We start from the raw sequence: 19,175 nt of genomic DNA on the forward strand, positions 1-19,175 counted from the left end.
TACTGACTCAATTCTTGAGCCGCTCTTCTGTAGGAAGGTTTGTGCGCTCATTCCACAGGTACTCCTGGCAAGGCATCAGTTTCGCTCGTCACGTCTGTATTGCTGGCGCTGTCCACCACGTCCACCATTTCTCCGGGCAGGTTCGTCGAATCTGCCGTGGGCTGCGGCAAGGCGTTTGATACGGCAGGTGCCACTGGAGTAGAGGGAGCAACCACGGGTTTGGGAGCGGGAGTAGGCGGTGTGGTAATAGCTTTAACCACCGCTGCAGGCGGAGTGACTTGAGGAGTCTGGGCAGGCCGTGGTGCTGAAGCGGCTGGAGGCGTCACGACCACAGGCGGCGGAGAGGCCACAGCTGCCGCCACGGGTTTACTAGAAGTTGGGCTGGCCGCCACTGAGCGGGAAGCAGTGGGCGTTACAGCGGGTACCGGAGCCTGCGCCGGGGCCGCCTCCTCTACTGTGCGTCTGGCGGGTGCAGGAGTGGGAATTTGGACGGCTGGCGTTGTCACAGGCTTTGCAACAACGGTTTTTGTTGGTGAATTGGTGGGTGCAGTTGCCGATGGACTTACCTCAACGGTGGGCACTGGTGTCGCTGGTGATGGGGTTGGTGTAGCGACAGACGTTTTAGCCACAGGTTCAAGAGTAACTTGAGCCGACACGGGCTTGGTCGCAGGCGGTATGACAGCTGCCGCCTGCTCACTCGCCGGTTCAGCAGGCGTTGTTTCAGCCACAGCGACGGTCACTGGTGCAGGGGGCGTCGGCGTGGCCAACGGTGCAGGCGACTGTGGGCGAATCAGTTGGCTGGTCAATCCCGCCCCTAGGCCTGCCGCCATAAGGAACCCGACCCCCCAGACCCACATGGGCACTCGGCGTGGTGGTTGGGCAGTGAGCGTCGCGCTGGACGGCCTTGTGTCGTGTCGGGCCGCCGTAGGACGCTCACGGCTCACGTCTGACCACTTCGCGTCCTCCACCAACTCCGGCTCGCCCAAATCTTGCAGCTCCGGCGCATCGACCACGCGTGGGCTGGTTTTTAGAGCCAGCACTGGCAAGGCGCTGTCTCGTGGCCGTTCCAGCTCCAAGCGGGCACTGAGGGCCACCCTCGTGAGGACGCCGAATGCCTGCTGCACCGCCTGTTGCTGTTCGGTGTTCTGGGCCGTCTGAAGGTCGGCCAACGCCTCCTGCACCTGTTGGCGCTGCTCACCGAGGCTCTGCACGAGGGTCGCCTGCCGCACCTGAATGGGCAGAGGGAGGCGCTGCTGGCTGCCCAACCGCAAGGCTTCCTTGGCCTGCCGGTCACGCTGCTGCAACTGCACCGCCGCTTGACGCAATTGGGTATTCAGGTCGTCAATGACCAGCCCCATCTGCAACTGGGTGTCTGTCCAGGCGGCCTGCATCTGGCGCACTTGTTCCTCAATCCGGGCTTCCATCTCCCGCCTCACCTCAGCCCGCAGTTGCTCCTCGGTTTTGCGTTCATACCGGTCGGCCAGCCGCAGGTCAGCCACGTTGAGGTAATGCATGTCGGCGCGGAACGGCGTCGTTTCTGGGGCCAAGTACCGGTCTGGCGCAATGACGCTGAGCTGTACCTCACTGCCCCACGCGGCGGCAAAGCGGTAGGTTCCAGCTTTGTCGGTGTGTGTAATCAACTGCTCGCCGTTTACATTGGCCCACACCTCAACATTGGGAAGGGCCTGATGTTCAAAAGCGTCTGTGATTCGTCCCTGAATGAATGACAGATTCATGGGTTTCAGGTGCAGCAGGTTAGGCAGAAGAAAATGATCGAGGCCGTTCCAGCCACCATCGTGACTGCGCGGAGCAGACCGAAGTGCCGCTTGGAACTGTCGTTCGCCTAAAGCGAGCTTGACATTGGAGTAGTCGGAAATGAATGAGGCTGGATCGGCACTTGGTAGGAACACCAGAGGTGTCACCCGCAGGTGAGGCTTATGGGTAAAGAGTTTCCGCAAGCCTTTTTTCAGGTCTTCAGCCGTGTTGGAGGCTTGTTGGTATGGGTTCTCTTCCTTCCCCGACTTGGTATTGGACACAGGGTTGACGCGTCTGCCCTGCCGCACGGTCCAGGGGCCGTCCGCCGATCCCTCCACGACGCCTTGCTTATCCTTGACCTCAATCAGATCGATGCCCCCTCGGCTGACCAGAGCGCAGTCGATCTGGCGGTTGTTGGGGCCGGGACTGGTGAACTCCAGCATGGCTAAAGCATCGGGGTACTGCTTCAAGAATCTTTCCAACGCCGAGATGAGTGGCTCAGCGATGTCTCCGATCACGAAGTCTTGACCCACATATATCCGGCTGCGGGGATCGTCTTTGAGCTGCTTGGTCACCGCTCCACTCGCTCGGTCACGAAGTTCGGTTTGCCGTCAAACGTGCTCCAACGGCCATACAGCGTGGCGCGGCCTGAGCGGAGAACGGCCAACACAGGCGTTGACCAGCTTCCTGCATACAGCACGCCCTGATAGGTCTTGCCATTGGCATTAAAGGTGTACGAAAGATGTACCTTTTGCGCAGTGCTGGTGTATTTCTGGAGGCTGGCGAGGTTGATCTGGGCACCTGCGATCTTGAGCAGAGGCTTGCTGACGCTGGTTACTACAGGAGCCGCTGTCTTAGTCGCCAACACCCGCTTGACCGTCAGTGACGGTTGGTTGTTGAAGGTGTCCCATACTCCCACCAGTCGTACTGGGCCTGCTGAAAGCTGCGACTGATCAGCAGTCTTCCAGTCACCGTCGAACATGATCGCCTCATAGGTCTGGCCTTCCACTGCGACCTTAAATTTCAGGTGGGTGCGGCCTGCGTTGCTGCGAAAGAGGGTTTGACCAGAAGCGCGGGCACCCTCAATCACGACCAGATTGCGAGCATCATCGCCGCGCAGTGACAGGGTGATGCCGAGGGCTTGAGGCGTGGTGGTTTGGCCGGGCAGGGCAGAAGCGGAAGTGGTGCCCCACAGGGCAAGGGTGAGCAGGAAGGCGCGGAGCAGCATTGGGCTGAGTCTAGGGTGCTGGCTACCGTCCTGAACACGTATTTACCGTCTTTTGTGCCGTGCGCCAGAGTTGCGCTGGGGGTAGACCCCCCCTAGCAGACCCGCGCCAATTCAGCTTCATTAAGCCCAAAATTGTCGCAGAGCACTGCAAATTTGTAGATGGTTTCAAGTCAAGTCAAGTAACGTAGAACTATCTTGAACAATAACTTAAGCTACAGACTGTTGCCGGGAGAAGTCGCGTGTCCGTTGAAGAGAAACTGATCGCCGCCCTTCGTCAGCGCGGCCCGACCCTCCTCAGTGATCTGGTCACGTTGGGGATCATGTCCAGCGAACGCGCTCTGCTGAAGGTCGCAGGGGCCAGTGAGGGCCGTATCGTGCAAGACGGCGGTCAACTGCTGTTGCCTGGACAGGAGGACACTGAACCAGGATCCGACCTGGACGGACGACTGAGTGAATACGTCGTTTTCGATCTGGAAACCACCAGTGCCAATCCGGAACAGGCGGAGATCATTGAGCTGGCGGCCGTCCGGGTGCGGGATGGGCAGGAGGTAGACACCTTTCAACGGCTCGTCTACGGCCCCAAGCTGAGCGCAGAAATCACGAACCTGACATCCATTACGCCGCAGATGTTGATGGACGAGGGGCAACCGCTGGACGCGGTGCTGAACGACTTCCTGATTTGGGCAGGATCCCTTCCACTATTGGGTCACAACGCGCTGAAATACGACCTCCCGGTCTTGCGCCGCGCCTTGGCCACGGTGAACCGGGAATGGACTCCACGCCCAGTGCTGGATTCGCTGCTGCTGGCCCCATTGGCTTTTGCGCGCGATACGGATCTTCCAGAGGTGTACAGCTTGGGAGCCCTCCATGCACGCCTCACCGGAGACGCGCACGCTCAGGCTCACCGGGCACTGGACGACTGCCGCGCCACCCTGAAGGTCGTTCAGGCTTGTTTAAGCCGTTTGGACGCGTTTCCTGACGGAGTTAAAGCCGTGCTGATGGGGCTTCCCGTGCCCGAGTTTCAGCTGTTGTGGCCACCTCAGGAGGCAGCAGCCGAAGGGTTCAAGACTGCGCTGGATGCCTTGCTGCGTACCGAAGCCCGGCGCACCCATGTACAGCGCCAAAACGGCATGACGGCTCGGCGGCCCGGCGAACTGCTCACCTCACCCCGCCCTGGTCAGGAGCGGATGCTGGCCGAAGTGACCCAGACGCTGGGCAACGGCGGGGTCAGTGTGATCGAAGCACCCACCGGTACCGGCAAGACCCGTGGCTACCTGTTTCCGGCCCTCCTGCAAGGCAAGTCAGGGCAACCGGTCATCATCAGCACGCACACGCGCCAGCTGCAAAACCAGATTCTGGATGAGGCCCGCGCCGCTGTGGACGCGGGCTTTAACTTGAATGTCCTGGCCCTCAAAGGTCAGGGCAACTACCTCTGCCCAGCCCGGTTCAGCGACTGGCTGATGAGCAAGCACGATCCAGAGCAAGGGCGCCTGTTCCTGTCGGCTGGAGAGGCGCGGGCCGCGGCCCTGCTGCTGCTCTATGCCGACGTGGGCGAGTTTGCTGACCTGCCGCCAGCCCCCATCCGCTTTACGGCCGACTACCACCGCCTCACCCAGACGGTGGCGACCCAACGGGCGCGTTGCGGCGACGCCTGTCCCTTTCATACCCACTGCGCGTTCTACCCACTCTTTCAGGCGCGGACACAGGCCAGCGTCGTGGTGGTCAATCACGCCCTGCTGTTCCAGACGCTGCTACAGGGCAAGGATGATCTGGCAGGCCTGCCCCTCAAAAGAGTGATCGTCGATGAAGCGCACGACCTGAGCGAAGCCGCTTACGCCGCGCTGCGCCGTGAGGTCAGTGTGCAGAATCTACGCGCCTTGGCCAATGAACTGCTGGAACTGCGGCCCCGGCGATTGGGAGAGCAGGCCCATGGACGTGGCCAAGAGCTACTGAAACTGCTCGACAAGCACACGGCCCAGTTGCCGGGGCTGGCGGGATTGATAGGCCAACTGCGCGTTCTTCTGGAAGCGGCCCCCCAACAGCCTCACCGCCTGATTGCCCCCACCGAAGCGTGGCTCTCCAAGCAGCCCCTGATGCCACGTGAACTGATCACCCCTTACCTGCGCTGGCGTGAACGTACCGCCGCCGTGCAAGGCTTCCTGAGTGGGGCCACGCTGCAAGCCCAGAAGCGCGGGGACACCGAAATGGTGGTGGCTATCTTGCGCCTCACCCCGCGTCTGGACGACCTCCAAGACCGCTTGACGCTTTGGCACGAGAAGCTGCGCCCGTTTGCCATGCAGTACGGCGAGGGTGGGGGCGGCTTTGGGTACACGGTGGCCGTCACCTTACAGCTGCGTGAAAGTCACGAGTTCCGGTCCGTACGGGACGCTGGAAAAAACCTCTTGCCCCTGCTTGCTGGACTGGCGCGGCACGTTCAGGACTTGGCCCGCTATCCGGCCATCAAGGATGAGGCCACCTTACTTAAGCAGCGCCTGGACGCAGCCCATGACGCGTTGCAGGGCCTGCTTGAGCGTGATCCGGGTGAAGACGTGTACGCGGTAAGTGCCAGTGAAGACAACGGCAGCCTCTGGAGCGTGCCCCTGTGGCTGCATGCGCGGCTTGCACCGCTGTGGGCCAGCCTGGAGAGCGTCACGCTGACCAGCGCCACCCTGCGGATCCCCGGAAGCGATCCAGCCAATGGCGAAGGCGACATTCAGGACTTTGGCCTGTTTCAAGAGGAGCTGGGCTTGCCGATAGCGAGGTTTATGGCCCTGCCCCCGGTGCTGCCGTACCACAAAGGCCGGGTGCTGCTCACCACCCACCTGCCACTGACGCGGCAGCCGGGCTTCGCTCTGATGGCTGGTCAGGAACTGGCAGCCTTGGCTCCCCAGTTGCCCCATCGCCAGCTGCACATCCTCACCGCCCGCGAGCGGCAACAGGGCGTGTCGAAGCAGCTCGACCGTCAACAGGTGCCGCACCTCTCCAGCGTGACCGATGGAGCCGACCGCACCGTACGTGAGTTGGGCCGCCGTCCCACTGCGGTGGCCCTCGGATCGGCAGGCTTTATGCAGGGGGTCGACATCCGTGACCTGAGCGTGGTGAGCCTCGACCGCCTGCCTTTTCCGATTCCTGATGTGGTGCTGTCGCAGCAGCGGGTGGCATTGGGGGACTTTGAGCAGTTCTGGAACCGGGTGTATTTGCCCCGCGCCGTGCTGAAGTTCGTGCAGGCCTTCGGACGTCTGGTGCGCGATGACCGCGAGACAGTGGGAGATGGGGCCTTCATTTTGTGGGACAAGCGGCTGCCAGTCAGCCATTATCAGGCCCGCTTCCTGGGGGCGCTGCCGGTGCCACCGCAGAACATCGTGCGCCTGCCCGACCGTCAGGCGATGTACCGGGCACTGGAACAGGTGTTTGGCCACCCTCTCGAGATGCCTGATCTGTTGGCCCCCAAACAGCAGCGGATCGCAGAGTTGGCGGCAGCCATTCAGAACAGTGACCCCGCGGACTGGCCGCCGCTCCTCGAAGAAGGGCTGCGTGACCTGTTCGAACTGCCGGGCGCGACCCTACGGGAGGGCCAATGGGACGGCATGCAGGCGGCCTTGTCTGGGCGTGACGTGCTCACGGTGCTTCCCACTGGGTCAGGCAAGTCGGTGATCTTTCAGCTGCCAGCTTTACTGACACCGGGCTATACCCTCGTGATTTCGCCGCTGGTGGCCCTGATGCAAGACCAGGTGCTGCGGCTCCAGCAACTCGGGTTGCCTGCGGCTGGACTCTGGGGTGGGTTATCGCGCGGTGAGCAACTGGGCTCCCTGAACGACACCGAGCGCGGCGACGTCAAGCTGCTGTACGTTGCGCCGGAACGGGTGCGGCGCAGCAAGGACCTGCAAGAGCTGCTCCAGCGAACTCCTCCAGCCCGCGTGGTATACGACGAGGCCCACTGCCTCACCGAGTGGGGCCATGACTTCCGGCCCGACTATTTGAAAGTGTCAGCGCAGCTCAAGACTTGGGGGCTGACGCCACCGGTCTCCGCGTTCACCGCCACCGCGACGCCTGCCGTGCAGAGCCAGCTCAAGACCTTGCTGGGCCTGCGTGATCCCGCCCATACAGTTCAGCCTGTGGCGCGGCCCAACCTGCACTATCTGGTGCAGACCACCACCAAAGGGCAACGGGATCAGGCGTTGGTCGACTTGATTCTGGGGTTACAGCGCACCGAACTGGGCAAGGCTGGACGAGTGATTGTGTACTGCGGCAGCCGGGACGGCACCGAGCGCGTAGCAGCTCTCCTGCGCGAACTGCACGTCAAGGCGGAGGCGTATCACGCGGGATTGTCGACGGCCATTCGAGCTGAGCTGGTGGAGCTGTTTCAAGACCGAGAGGTGGCGGTGATGGTGGCCACCAACGCCTTCGGTATGGGGGTGGACGCCCCGGATATCCGCTTGGTGGTGCACTACGATCCGCCTCTCTCCTTGGAAGCGTACGTGCAGGAAGCAGGCCGGGCCGGACGAGATGGTCAGCCTGCACACGCGGTGATGCTCAAATCCGGAAATTTGCGAAAGCGGGCCACAACCCTGATCTCCCGGTCTTATCCGTCTGGCAAAGAAGCTGAGGAATTGTTGAAGAACATCAGCCGCGCCACCTATCCCACCGAGCGGGAACTGAGTGACGAGAACATCGATATCTCCCGGCTGCCCACGGTGCTGCACCTCTTGGACGAGGCCGGAGTGGTGGCCTACGAGTATGTGCCGGGGCCCTACCGAGTGTTCGCGCTGTACGGAGTTCAGCCCCCGAAAGATCCCCAAATTCAAGAGTTGCTGGAGGAGTCGGCTCCTGTGAACCTGACGCGGCGCTACGGCAAAGCGGAGGCGCAGGTTCTTCAGGACAAGCTGCACCGCTACGCCCGCGAAGGGGTGTTGGGCGTCACGCCGCTAGCTCCGGCGCTGGATGTTCATGTCAAGCGGTGGGACCTCACCCCCTATGAGGCCAAGCGCAAGCTTCTGATTGCCAGCAAGCTGGAACGGTTCGGTCACTTTGAGGCATTTCTGGCGGCCCAGCATTGCCGGGAATACCAATTACATGGCTACTTCGATCCCAAGCCTCATCGCCGCTTCCGCTGTGAACGCTGCGACATCTGCACTCCCGAGGCGCCGAAGCCTTGGAGCGGCTTTGCGCAGGATCTCAGTTCTATCTGGAACCCAGAGCGCGAGGTGCTGCGCTTGATGCACTACTTCAGAGACCGGCCGCGTGGCAAGGGCACCCTGATCCGGCTGCTGATGGGCGAGGACGGCTCGATGAGGGGAGACACCTTCCGGTCCTATAGCACCCTCGAGAAAAGTTCGCCGGGCTACGGCCTCCTTAAGCATCTCGACAAAACCAAGATTGAGCAGGCCTTGGAGAAGCTCGAACGCCTGCAGTGCGTGCAGTCCACCACTACCGACACATATACCGTCTTGGCCTTGACTGACAAGGGCCAGCAGGAGGCCGCCAAATGGATTCGACTTTAATTGCGCGTGAACTGGAAATGACCCTGCTGGCCAAGCTACTGGAAGACCCGCATGTGGACACCAACAGCAACCGCCGAATGCCGGCTGCCGTGTTGCTGAAATTGTTAGAGGACTATTTGCAGACGCCTTTGACCGTGCCTGATCTGCAGCGGGCCATCGAAATCAGTCCCCATCTGAGCGCTGATCAGTACATCAAGGCTTATCAGGTCGGTGAGGTGACGACCACACTTGGGGTAACTTTGCGGGTACATGGGTGGAGCAAGATGGCGGGAAACCGCGCGCCCTTCGACGCGCTGCTCAGAGAACACACGGCCCGGCCCCGGCCCCCGATTGCGGCGACGGTGTTTGGAGGAGAGGCGCTGACCCTTCGGCCGACCACCCTCAAGATTACCAACCAGGGCTACGGTCCTGCGAACGCGGTGAAGGTAGTGGGGGTCGCCGCCCCCTCGTGGGTTCAGATCGGCTGGGAAGGCAATACCGTCACGTTGCAGGCGTTCCTCCAGCAGGGTGGATCGTACCGCGGACAGGTCGTTATTCAAACCAATGTTAACGATGTGATCTTGGAGGTCTGCACGGAGAGCACGGCTTTTCAGATTCCTGCGCAGGACGCCCTGCAACTGGATGACCTGTTGCCCATCCATCCAGATCTGGATGGACCGCGTACCCGGCAGTTGCTGGAAACGCAGTTGGAACGGTTGGGGTACGAGCGCTTGCCCGGCGGGGTCTTTGTGCTCCGCAATGGTACGGTCGTGACGCAGACTCGCACCACCGACTGGTGGCTGACCGCGCTGGACTTGCGCCTCGGCACGCTGCCCGCGTTCGGCTATCCAGAATCATTCACGCTGTTCGCAGATGTCGGGGGCAAGGTTGATAAATACGACTTTGCGCTCACCAGTGACCTGGGCCAACTGGGCGGTGAGCTGCTGGACTACTTCGAAACACTGGATGTTCAGGAGGGCCAGCGGCTGACCCTGACGCCTTACCAGGGTGGATACAAGGCGAGCCTCGCACCTGCCGAGCCGTGGCGCACGGCGCAGGGCCACACCCTCTGGCTGCAGGGCAGCTGGGCCGAGGTGCACCGGCAGCCCGAGGTAATCGAGGCATTGGTACGGCGTTGTGATGAGGGGCAAGTGACCCTCAACGTGCTGTTGTCGGGTCAAGGCGAGCTGCACCCAGACTTACTGCGGCAACACCGGGCCGGGCGGCTGTCGATTCGTTGGACTCCCGAGGCACTCCCATTCCGGCTCTTGATGTGCGGTGATAGGGCGGCGGATTCCGGCTCCTATGTGCCGCCCACAGGCGGCCGAACCACCCCAGTTCATCCTCCTACTCTGTTGTGGGAAGCCGCTCCACCGCATGAGCGCGACTACCGTGAACAATCCCGTCAGCGGGGCGCGTCGGGGGGTGAGCCGCTGCTCAATTTGGAACTCAGCGTGCAGATGCAGCGTCTGGAAGCGGCTCTCCGAATCTGTGTACCGACACAAACTCCGCCACTGACCGATCAGCAACGAAAGATGCTGTTGATTGTGTTGCCGCGTCGGGCCAACGACTACGGTTACCAGAATCGTCCGATGCATGCAGCTCACCATCTGGCGGCGCTGGGCCTCACTCCGGAGCTGGTGGCCGCGTATGCCAACGGGGTCAGGATCACAGAAGGCGGTTATTTGGTGCCTCGTCCTCAAGACCTGTCTTCCCTGGAGGCCCAGTGTCGCTACGTAGGCCACTTCTACGGCGGGATCATCCACCATTCGCAGCTGCGGAAGTTGGTGGAGGTGTACCGGGGGGGGCTCGTTGAACCTATGACCTTCGTGGTCGCGTCTCTGAAAGGAATGGGTTGGGCAGGCAATGGCTACCGGCGCCCGAAAGAAGCGTGGGAGCCGAAGATCCGTGAACTCACGCCGTTTGCTGGCGAGGTACTGGCCCACTTAGAGGGCGACCGGAGCGCGGCACTGATTTGGTTGCGGCAGCATGTGGCGGCCACTGAAGTGCAATTGGAGCGTGCACTGGAGAAAGCGGAACGGTTGCTCAGCCCAGTCCCTGCGGCGGAGCCTGTCCCTGTGAAGCCAGGCAAACTACCCTTCGTCCCGACTTCACCAACCAGATCACCTGTTACCCCGGTTTCACCAACCAAACCACGTGTACCAACTGTGGCGGTTGCGCCTCCAGTTCCCCTGCCCCGGCCCACATTCCATCCCCTGCCGGTGTTTGCCTCGACCTTGCCTGATCCCCGCTCGTGTGGTCAGACGCTCTTGATACAGGCCGTGACCCAGCTGATCACCGCAGAAGGGCCGTTGACCCAAACCTGGTTGGTGCGGCGCTATGCAGCCCTGAGCAAGGTTAACGTTCGGCAGGTGGGTGGTCTGATTAGTCAAGCGGCGGAACTGGCACATCTGAAGAATCAAGTGACTCGTGAGGAGCATGGGGGAGGGCACGTCGAGTTTTCCGTTCACAGTCATCCACGCCGTCTACGTGAGCGGGGCGACCGGGATGCGGAAGACATCACGTTGCATGAATGGTGTGAACTGCTGCGGGCCTTGGGCATTCGTTCGAGCCAGTGTGACGAGCGTCGGGCCCATGATGAGGCGGCTCGGGCCTACCGGTTGGGAAGCAAAGCGGCGGCGGCTCGGCCCTTAATTGCAGCTGCGTACCGACAAGTGATGGCGCACTGACCGTTGAGGCTTGATTTGGGCCCCACTGCCCAAGGACTGCATGCCACCATGAGTCATGTCTGTCCCCGGCCAAGCCCTGCGCGACGCAGGCGTCACCTTCTTTGCGCCTGCCTCCGAAGCTGATCTGCTGCACCTCGAACATCGGCTGGGCCTGCCTTGCCTGCCGAAGTCCGCGCCCTCTACCTTGACCGCAACGGCGAAGAGGAGAGCATGGAGCCGATGTTGCGTGCCCGACTGCAACCGATTCTCCTGCTCTACGAAGCCTTGGACGAACTCGACGAGTGGTTGTATAAGGAGGTTCCTGCGTTCGAAGGGCGCTTCCTGCCGCTCTGGACGGATGACAACGGCAATTACTTTGTGTATCTCCTCAGGGGTGCAGAGGCTGGCATGGTGGCCGACTTGGATCATGAGCGGCCCTATAACCTGGAGCCGCGCTATCGGAATATGGAGTCGCTGTATGCCGCTTTATTGGAGGGCTACCTGCAGGATGACGAAGCGGTGCCGCAGGATTATCGCAGTCTGAATACCCCGACTGCGCAGGAACTGGCGGTGTACGAAGATCACCTGCGGGCTTACAGCGAGACAGAGAATGGACCCATGCGGGAGATGCATGCTGCCTTTCTGTTAATGCTGTGCCCAGTGGATCGTGAAAGAGACTGGCTACCGCTGCTCCATCAGCGCGAACTGGTGATCGACACGGCGCGTGCACTGAGTGAGCGGGGCTGTGGGTGGGCATTGGAAGCCCTTATCGAGACGGTGCGGCGCTTTCCAGATGATTCGACCCTCGGCCTCAACGTGCTGGAAACGATCGCGCAGCTGGACGCGCCAGAGACCGATGCGGCTCTGATCAGGTTGGCACAGGGCTTTCCAGCAACCATGACAGCTCTCTACGTGGCGCGGGCGTTGGAACGGCGTGGGTATGCCCATGAGCGGATTCGTGGGGAAGGCAAAGCGTTTGTGGCCTCCAGAGTCGCGGTGCCGGGGGGCTGGATCGACTTGCCCTGGTCGTGAGGGTGCTTGAGCCTGACGGAATACAGCAATACTGAGGAAGAGTCGTTTTACTCGACTCGGTACTCCAGTTGGGTGGAGCTCTTTAGGATCAGGAGATCCGCCCTTTGCCCATGCTGCAGATCTATTTTTAGCGCCGCGCCACTTGCAGCAACTGGTCGACAGTGCTCTCCCAAGTCGCCTGTGAAGTCGGTATGGGCAGATTATGGCGCGCTGCTAACCACGTGATGACCGTAGGGGCCTGCCAGAGATGTCCAGGCTTCTCGCCGCCGTAGTCGTAACGCCCGTTCATGGAGTGCAACCAGCTGGACTCGCGCTTGGCGGCCTTCAGCAGCAACAGGAAGCGCTTGTGATGGAGATTGTCTTCCAAAGGTGAGTCCTCGAACAACCACATCTGAGCATCGTTGACCAGCGAGCACAGCACACCCCAAGGCGTGGTAAGCACCTCGGCATACAGGTCAGTCAGCCTCGTCATGAGCTGTGCGTGGCCTTCCTCCGTGCCGGTTTCTAGAGCTTCGTTGACCAGGGCATCATATAAGGGAGGCATCAGGCTGGAAATGTGGAAACCGAAAGTGAAGCCGTGAGGGGTCATGACCACTGGCACGCTGGACTGGCCGCTCTCTGGCACAGCGGTGGGCAGCAGCATGTCCAGAGCAGGCCTACCGTTGGCGATGCGGCGTATCAGTGGCTCAAGATGCGCGCTCACCTCGAAGCTGTCTTCGCCGTACAAGAAGCCAGGCAGCAGTAAATGAGTCATGGCCGTGAACACAAGGGGGTCAGCGCGATCAAACTCCCTCCGGCAAGGTGGGCAAGGGGACAGGCACATCCACTTCGTCGCCAATCCCCTTCGTGTAACCCCCTAGAGACAGGTACTCCGGGCCTGCAATTCCCGCCACGGCGAGTGCCTTGCGGGCTTCAGCAGAAATGAAAAGATGCATGGGTTCGATGCTCAGCCGGAACAGCGGGGGGAGATCCTCAGGAGGAATGTTGAACCTGTACTGCTCTACGCGGATCCGCCAGGGCAATGTTGGGTGACGCTTCACACCAGAGGCCTCCTCGTCAAGAATATCCAAATGCTCCAGCAGTTGCACGACTACGAAACGGTGGTCTGCACTTTTTAGCCGCTGCTCCACAAAATTGGCATCAGGATCAGGCTCGTCCCAGTAAAGGATCGGGTCGATGATCGCCACCGGAATGGCCCGGTGCGGGAACTCGCGCACGCTCAGCAATACGTCGAGCATCTGCCGTGACATCACAGGCCAATGGCGGTCATTGACCGGGTAGTGGGTATAGGTCACGTGGCCGAAATTGGCGGCAAAGATGATCGGGTTGGGGAGGCCCTCAGGGAAGTCCAGCTCGACCGGCCAGAAGGTGGAGACCCCGGCATGTTCGTCGGTGTGCTCGAGCAGGAGATCGTTCTGCTCGTCGGTGGTGAACAGATGTTGGAGGTACCACTGCAACTGATAGGCGGATGGGATCATGCCCAATTCTCCTGTACAGCCAGCACAGTGCTAGGTCGTTCAACTGGCGGTAGCGGCAGGAGGGATGGATCGGTGTGAGTTGCTGGGTCTAAGCTGAATATTGATTGAGCACTGGCCGCCGTCTTCTTACGAGTAGGGGGTCAGTGCAAACCGGACGCCCCGGATTCCAGCTTGCTCCAAGGCAGTCTTGGCCGCAGCAGAGACCAGAATGTACGGCGAATAGGCTTTCAGGCGAAACGCTGGAGGAAGTCCTATTTCGGGGACTTTCAAAACGACTTCGTTGAGTGCGGTCACCGTGCCGAGTTCTTCGTCATAGCTGGAATAGGTTGACTTCTCTAAATCCAGGATATCCAGATGCGGAAACTGAATGAGAACGAAGTCTTCGTTGATTCGTCCAAGCAGATAGTCGTCATCACCTGCTCCAGTGACATCATCTTCGATTTGAGTTGAGAAGGAACGATAGGCAACATCTCCTACGGCTTCAAGAATATTTAAAAAACGCTTGGAATAAAGAGGGAGAGAGGATTCTGAAACCGGTGCGTCTGTTTCTAAAACAGTAGGCAAAAATCCAGTGAGCTGCACAGGCTCCTCTACTTTGATCGGGTCAGCGCCACGAAGCCAGAAATCAAGTTCAAGATTCGCCTCCTCAGCGCCGTCTACCGTCGTAAACAGGCCAGTTAATTCTCGTGGGTGGACAAGATCGACTTCACTGCCGCCTAAATCAGGATTGAGGCGACTGTAGTCATAGTTGAGGAAGTAGAATTCGTCGGTTCTGTGTTTCCCTGTTATGTCGTTGCCTCTGTCTCGCTGGATTGAGAGTTTTGAGTGAGTACTTTAGTCCCCGTGTCTGGGTCAAAACGTGTGGGCGCTAAGCCATCTTGGATGAGTTTCTTGAGGTCCCTTTCAATCTGTGCGATTCCCGCATTGAAAGCTTCTTTGGCCCCCGGCTTTGATAGGTCTAGGGCATACTTGGCACGGAGGGTTTGTCTTAAGGCATCAAGTCTTCCCTGCACGATGGTGTCGTACTGAGAGTGGCTGCCGAAGTGGCCGATAATCTCAACGCCATTCTGGATGCCTGCTGTCCCCGCCGCTTTGCGGGCCTCAGGAGTGCCGGGCATCTCAATAAGGTTGTCTGCCCGGTCGAGGTCATACAGGCCGGGTGGGCTGACGGCATGGCTCTCAGGCCTGTTCAAGCGGGTGTGACTCTGCATGCAAGCCACCATGTGGGGGTGCCTTATAGTAGCGGGCAATGTCTGACTCTGGCCTCTCGACGCCTGACACATTGTCGGATGAAGTGATCCGGCTGCGTGAGGCCCTGGCGGCCGCCCAGCAACAGAACGAGGTGCTGTCCACCTTCGTGGCCCTGAGTGAGGCCGCAGCCACCACCGATGACGTGACCGCGCTGGCGCGCCACGTCGGGGGCGTGCTTCGCCGCAACATCCCCAACCTGTTGGCGGTCTACTTCATGCGCCAGGGCGAGCGCTGGGAGGCCGATGTGGTCAGCGACGCGGTCCCCCCTGAGTTCATGGCGCTGCTCCGGTCTGGGCTGCCCCTGGATACGCCGTTCCTGGCGCAGACGGTGGCCGCCCGCAAGCCGCAGTTCTTTGACCACTGGAACTCGGCAGAGCAGGGCATGCCGTATGCCGAGCAGTTCCAGGCGGCGGGCGTGGCTCCGTTCTTCCAAGGTTATCAGCCTGATGCACTGCTCGTGGTGGGCCTGGTGGGTCAGGCCGTGTGGACCGCGCAGCAGCGGCAACTGTTCACGGCGGTGTATCGGGCGCTGTACAGCGCTCAACAGCGTAAAGCCCTGGGTCAGGAACAACAGCGTGCCCTGGAAGCGTTCATGACGCTGACCGAGGCCATCGGCTTGGAGACGGACCGGGTCCAGCTGGCGGAGCGGGCCAGCGAATTGTTTCTGGCCTCCATGCCAGGGTGGTCCACCGGCTACTACGAATGGGACGGTGGGCTGTGGCGGGCGCGGCATACCAACGTGCCGGACTCCGTCCTGCGCGACGCGCTACTCGCGGGGGTGCCGGCGTCTACCCCTAGTCTATCTGCGGCCGTGGAGGCCAGGGAGGCGGTGTTCTTCGACCAACTGGTGGCCCACGACGAACTCGTTGCGGGAGCCGAGTCCTACCACGCGGCGGCCTTCTTTCCGTACTTCCGAGACGGTCAGCCGGCCGCCATGTTCGCCATCGGCAGTGAGCAGTATCAGAGGTGGCTCCCTGAGGACCAGGCCGTGTTTGAGGCTGTCGGCCGCAGCCTGGGTCTGGGACTGGAACGGGCCTGGCAGGCCCAAGATCTGGAGGAGCAGCGCAGTGAGTTGCAGGCGGCCAACGAGGAACTCGAAGCGTTCGCCTACAGCGTCTCGCATGACCTCCGGACCCCCGCGCGGCACGTCAAGGGCTTTACCCAGTTGGGCCGCCGCGCCATGGCCCAGGGGCAACTGGACAAAGTGGAGCGCGCCTTCCAGGTGCTGGAGGGGGCCGCCGATCAGATGAACAGCATGATTGACGCGATGCTGGCCCTGTCGCACAGCACCCTGCGACCGCTGGCCCAGACCGAGGTCAACCTAAGTGCCCTGGTGGAGCAGGCCAGGAGCCACGTCGAGGACGAGAGCGTCGGGCGCCAGATCGAGTGGCGTGTGGCGCCGCTGCCACAGGTCACGGGAGACGCGGCTACTTTGCAGCAGGTGCTGACCAACCTCCTGAGCAATGCGGTGAAGTTCACCCGCATCCGTGAGCGGGCGGTCATCGAGATTGGTGCGAAGGGGGGAGATGAGGCGTGGACGGTGTGGGTGCGCGACAACGGGGTGGGCTTTGACCCGGCGTGCGCGGACCGGCTGTTCGGCCCCTTCCAGCGCCTGCACGAGCAGAGCGAGTTCGAGGGTACCGGTATCGGGTTGGCGACCGTGCGCCGCATCATCATGCGCCATGGGGGCCGCATCTGGGCGGACAGCATGCCGGGGAAAGGCACCACCTTCTCGTTTACCCTGCCTCACGTCCGCTGAGGCTGGAGGACGGCGAACCCAGCTCAACCACGGACTCTTCGGCACTGGTGGTGTCCTCTGCGTTCATCTGATGCCGACTCTCGAGCCTAGGCATGACTGGCTGCGCCAGACATGGAAAAAGCGGCCCGAAGGCCGCCTTGATTTCTTTAATGTAGCCCGGAATGCAGCCGGTGTCAAGTTATGCAGCCGCGTCCTGGCGCGTGGGGTTCAGGAGGTGTGCTGAACAGCCTTTTCGACTCTTCTCAATGGCTCAGGATGATTATCGTACGTGGCCTCGATGCCATGCTAGACGCTGATTCCCTGACATCCTGCTCTCCACGAGCGCACGATTCATGTCGTAGTCCTGCCATCTGCCGATAAACACCGTCCAGTACGTATTTCTCACGTTTCACAAATCGCCGTGATCGTGTACTCCACGGGGGCCTTGCAGTCTGCGCGCAGCTGGTTTATGCTGTCTGAGACGGGAAAAATGCTCAGCTGGTTAGAGCGAACGACTCATAATCGTTAGGTCCGCGGTTCAAGTCCGCGCATCGCCACCAAAACACCAGAACCCTGTCTTAGACGGGGTTTTTTGTGTTTGTTCCGGCCATCGACAGTCTGAGACTGGAATTGTCCTGAATCCCGCAAGCGGCGGAAGGCCATCCGGCTGGCGGGGCGGTTCCGCAGAGGAAGCAAGAGGAGGGATGCTGCGAGCCGGAGAGCAGTCTTCCCCTCCTGTGGATGCGGAACTGCTCCAGACAGGGGAAGAAAGGCGTCCTCTTATGCCTCAGCCTTTACGGCAACTGTTTGATGTGAGCAGGCAAGGTGACGGTTTCCCTTTGGCTGGATTGCCAACAGTTATGCTGCTGCACAGGCACCCCGCAGGAGGCCAAAATGGATCCATCGTTGCCCTTGATGTACGGCTGGGTCAGGCGTACCAGAGAACAGCTTTTCGAGTACACCGAAACCTTACCGGGCCACGTGTACCTGCAAAATCAGCCCGGCCTGCCTTCCAGCAGTCTGCGGGACATCCATGTCCACGTGGCGAACATGTACCTGTGGTGGGTGGGGCGCTACGGACTGGGGATTGAACCCTACCAGCAGGAACTCGCCTCGCTCCCGGCTTCTGCGACGGCGACGCATGCGGCCCGAACAGAGGCCATCATCGCGCTGGAAGGGGCTGAAACCCTGCGTCTGACAGACGTGAATGCCGTCCGCGCCAAGTTTCTGGAAGCAGACGCGCTGCTGGAACGGGCCTTCCAGACCTTTGATCAGCTGGATCAACCGTTTGAGGTGATCCGGGCCAGTGGCCGCCCGACAATGGTCACGCGCCGCTGGGTGCTCATGTCGAACATGATGCACGAGTTCCATCACAAAGGTCAGATGCTGGCGTTTGGACGTGCCCTGGGCTATCCCTTGCCGGACTCCATCGAGACGGATCTGGTGTTGCCCTGACCCGGCGGCGCAGACCGAGTATTCGTTGTCTCCAACTCTGGCCGCTGCAACCCTTCCCAAAGAGCATTTGGCGGTATGCCACCATAAGTCATGTCTGTTCCCGGCCAGGCCCTGCGTGATGCAGGCGTAACCTTCTTCGCACCTGCCCCCGAAGCTGATCTGCTGCGCCTCGAACATCGGCTGGGCCAGCCCCTCCCTGCCGAAGTCCGGGCGTTGTACCTCGACCGCAACGGCGAAGAGGAGAGCATGGAGCCGATGCTGCGTGCCCGCCTGCAACCGATTCCCCTGCTCTATGAAGCGTTGGATGAACTCGACGAGTGGCTGTATGTGGACGTGCCCGCCTTCAAGGGGCTTTTTCTTCCGCTCTGGACGGACGACAACGGCAACTACTTCGTGTATCTCCTGACAGGTGCAGAGGCGGGCATGGTGGCCGATCTGGATCACGAGCGGCCTTTCAAGCTGGAGCCGCGCTACCGGAATATGGAGTCGCTGTATGCCGCCTTGCTGGACGGCTACCTGCAAGATGACGAATCCGTACCGCAAGATTATCCCAGCGCCAGTCCCCCAACTGCACAGGAACTCGCCGCCTACGAAGATCATCTGCGGGCCTATGCCCAGACCGACCATGAGCCGACACGCGAGATGCACGCCACCTTCCTGTTGATGCTGTGTCCGGCGGGACGTGAGCAGGACTGGCTGCCGCTGCTGCACCACCGGGAGATGGTGATCGACACGGCGCGGGCGTTGGGCGAGCGGGGCTGTGTGTGGGCGCTGGAGGCGTTGATCGAGACAGTGCGGCGTTTCCCGGCGGATTCAACCCTGGGCAACAACGTGCTGGAAGTCATCACGCAGCTGGACGCGCCAGAAACCGACGCGGCCCTGATCGGACTGGCGCGGGACTTTCCGGCGAACATGACGGCCCTGTACGTTGCGCGGGCACTGGAACGGCGCGGCTACACCCACGAGCGGATTCGGGGGGAGGGCAAGGCATATGTGGCCTCCAGAGTGGCGGTGCCGGGTGGCTGGATCGAGTTGCCGTGGGCGTGAGCGTTTCCCGGCATCAGCTCCAATCCCAGCAACTCCAGTCTC

The 19,175-nt window shown here is 61.1% G+C and carries 12 protein-coding genes; 6 read left to right on the forward strand and 6 right to left on the reverse strand.

Annotation, left to right across the window (positions count from 1 at the left end):
- Positions 1–47: 47 nt before the first annotated feature.
- The gene (locus F561_RS25135; protein WP_019009574.1) at positions 48–2,330 is read right to left on the reverse strand and encodes a nuclease-related domain-containing protein; all 2,283 of its coding nucleotides are present in this window, start codon (positions 2,328–2,330) and stop codon (positions 48–50) included.
- Positions 2,327–2,983: a hypothetical protein gene (locus F561_RS0108725; RefSeq protein ID WP_019009575.1), complete on the reverse strand. Its 657-nt coding sequence runs from the start codon at positions 2,981–2,983 to the stop codon at positions 2,327–2,329. The genes F561_RS25135 and F561_RS0108725 overlap by 4 nt, the downstream gene beginning before the upstream one ends.
- A gap of 239 nt (positions 2,984–3,222) precedes the next feature.
- On the opposite strand from F561_RS0108725, the gene F561_RS0108730 reads away from it, so the two are divergent.
- The 3 genes from F561_RS0108730 to F561_RS0108740 all read left to right on the forward strand — a co-directional run bounded on the left by F561_RS0108730 (position 3,223) and on the right by F561_RS0108740 (position 12,164).
- Positions 3,223–8,484 (forward strand): RecQ family ATP-dependent DNA helicase, encoded by a 5,262-nt coding sequence (locus F561_RS0108730; protein ID WP_019009576.1) that lies wholly within the window; start codon positions 3,223–3,225, stop codon positions 8,482–8,484.
- Entirely contained in the window at positions 8,469–11,153 is a 2,685-nt protein-coding gene (locus F561_RS0108735) for a hypothetical protein (protein WP_026298730.1), read from the forward strand. The genes F561_RS0108730 and F561_RS0108735 overlap by 16 nt, the downstream gene beginning before the upstream one ends.
- A 156-nt stretch (positions 11,154–11,309) precedes the next feature.
- Positions 11,310–12,164, forward strand: a complete 855-nt coding sequence (locus F561_RS0108740) for an SMI1/KNR4 family protein (protein WP_019009578.1) — start codon at positions 11,310–11,312, stop codon at positions 12,162–12,164.
- A gap of 127 nt (positions 12,165–12,291) precedes the next feature.
- Here F561_RS0108740 and F561_RS0108745 read toward each other — a convergent pair whose 3' ends face one another.
- The 4 genes from F561_RS0108745 to F561_RS0108760 form a co-directional block, all read right to left on the reverse strand.
- Positions 12,292–12,918 carry a hypothetical protein gene (locus tag F561_RS0108745; RefSeq protein ID WP_157451683.1) on the reverse strand — a complete coding sequence of 209 codons (627 nt, stop codon included), beginning with the start codon at positions 12,916–12,918 and terminating at the stop codon, positions 12,292–12,294.
- A gap of 28 nt (positions 12,919–12,946) precedes the next feature.
- Positions 12,947–13,642, reverse strand: a complete 696-nt coding sequence (locus F561_RS0108750) for a hypothetical protein (RefSeq protein WP_019009580.1) — start codon at positions 13,640–13,642, stop codon at positions 12,947–12,949.
- Positions 13,643–13,768: 126 nt separating this feature from the next.
- Positions 13,769–14,224: an imm11 family protein gene (locus F561_RS0108755; RefSeq protein ID WP_019009581.1), complete on the reverse strand. Its 456-nt coding sequence runs from the start codon at positions 14,222–14,224 to the stop codon at positions 13,769–13,771.
- A gap of 203 nt (positions 14,225–14,427) precedes the next feature.
- A complete protein-coding gene (locus F561_RS0108760) occupies positions 14,428–14,853 on the reverse strand; it encodes an AHH domain-containing protein (protein ID WP_169389501.1) in 426 nt (141 codons plus the stop codon).
- Between the two features lie 38 nt (positions 14,854–14,891).
- Here F561_RS0108760 and F561_RS27165 point away from each other — a divergent pair, with 38 nt between their 5' ends.
- The 3 genes from F561_RS27165 (at position 14,892) to F561_RS0108780 (ending at position 19,133) form a co-directional block, all read left to right on the forward strand.
- Complete coding sequence (locus F561_RS27165; protein ID WP_083922383.1) at positions 14,892–16,652, forward strand: sensor histidine kinase; 1,761 nt, start codon at positions 14,892–14,894, stop codon at positions 16,650–16,652.
- A gap of 873 nt (positions 16,653–17,525) precedes the next feature.
- Positions 17,526–18,086, forward strand: coding sequence for a DinB family protein (locus tag F561_RS0108775; protein ID WP_019009584.1), 561 nt, complete (start codon positions 17,526–17,528; stop codon positions 18,084–18,086).
- A 90-nt stretch (positions 18,087–18,176) separates the two neighbouring features.
- Entirely contained in the window at positions 18,177–19,133 is a 957-nt protein-coding gene (locus F561_RS0108780) for an SMI1/KNR4 family protein (protein ID WP_019009585.1), read from the forward strand.
- Positions 19,134–19,175: the final 42 nt, after the last annotated feature.

This window comes from Deinococcus aquatilis DSM 23025 (assembly GCF_000378445.1).
Lineage (GTDB): Bacteria > Deinococcota > Deinococci > Deinococcales > Deinococcaceae > Deinococcus > Deinococcus aquatilis.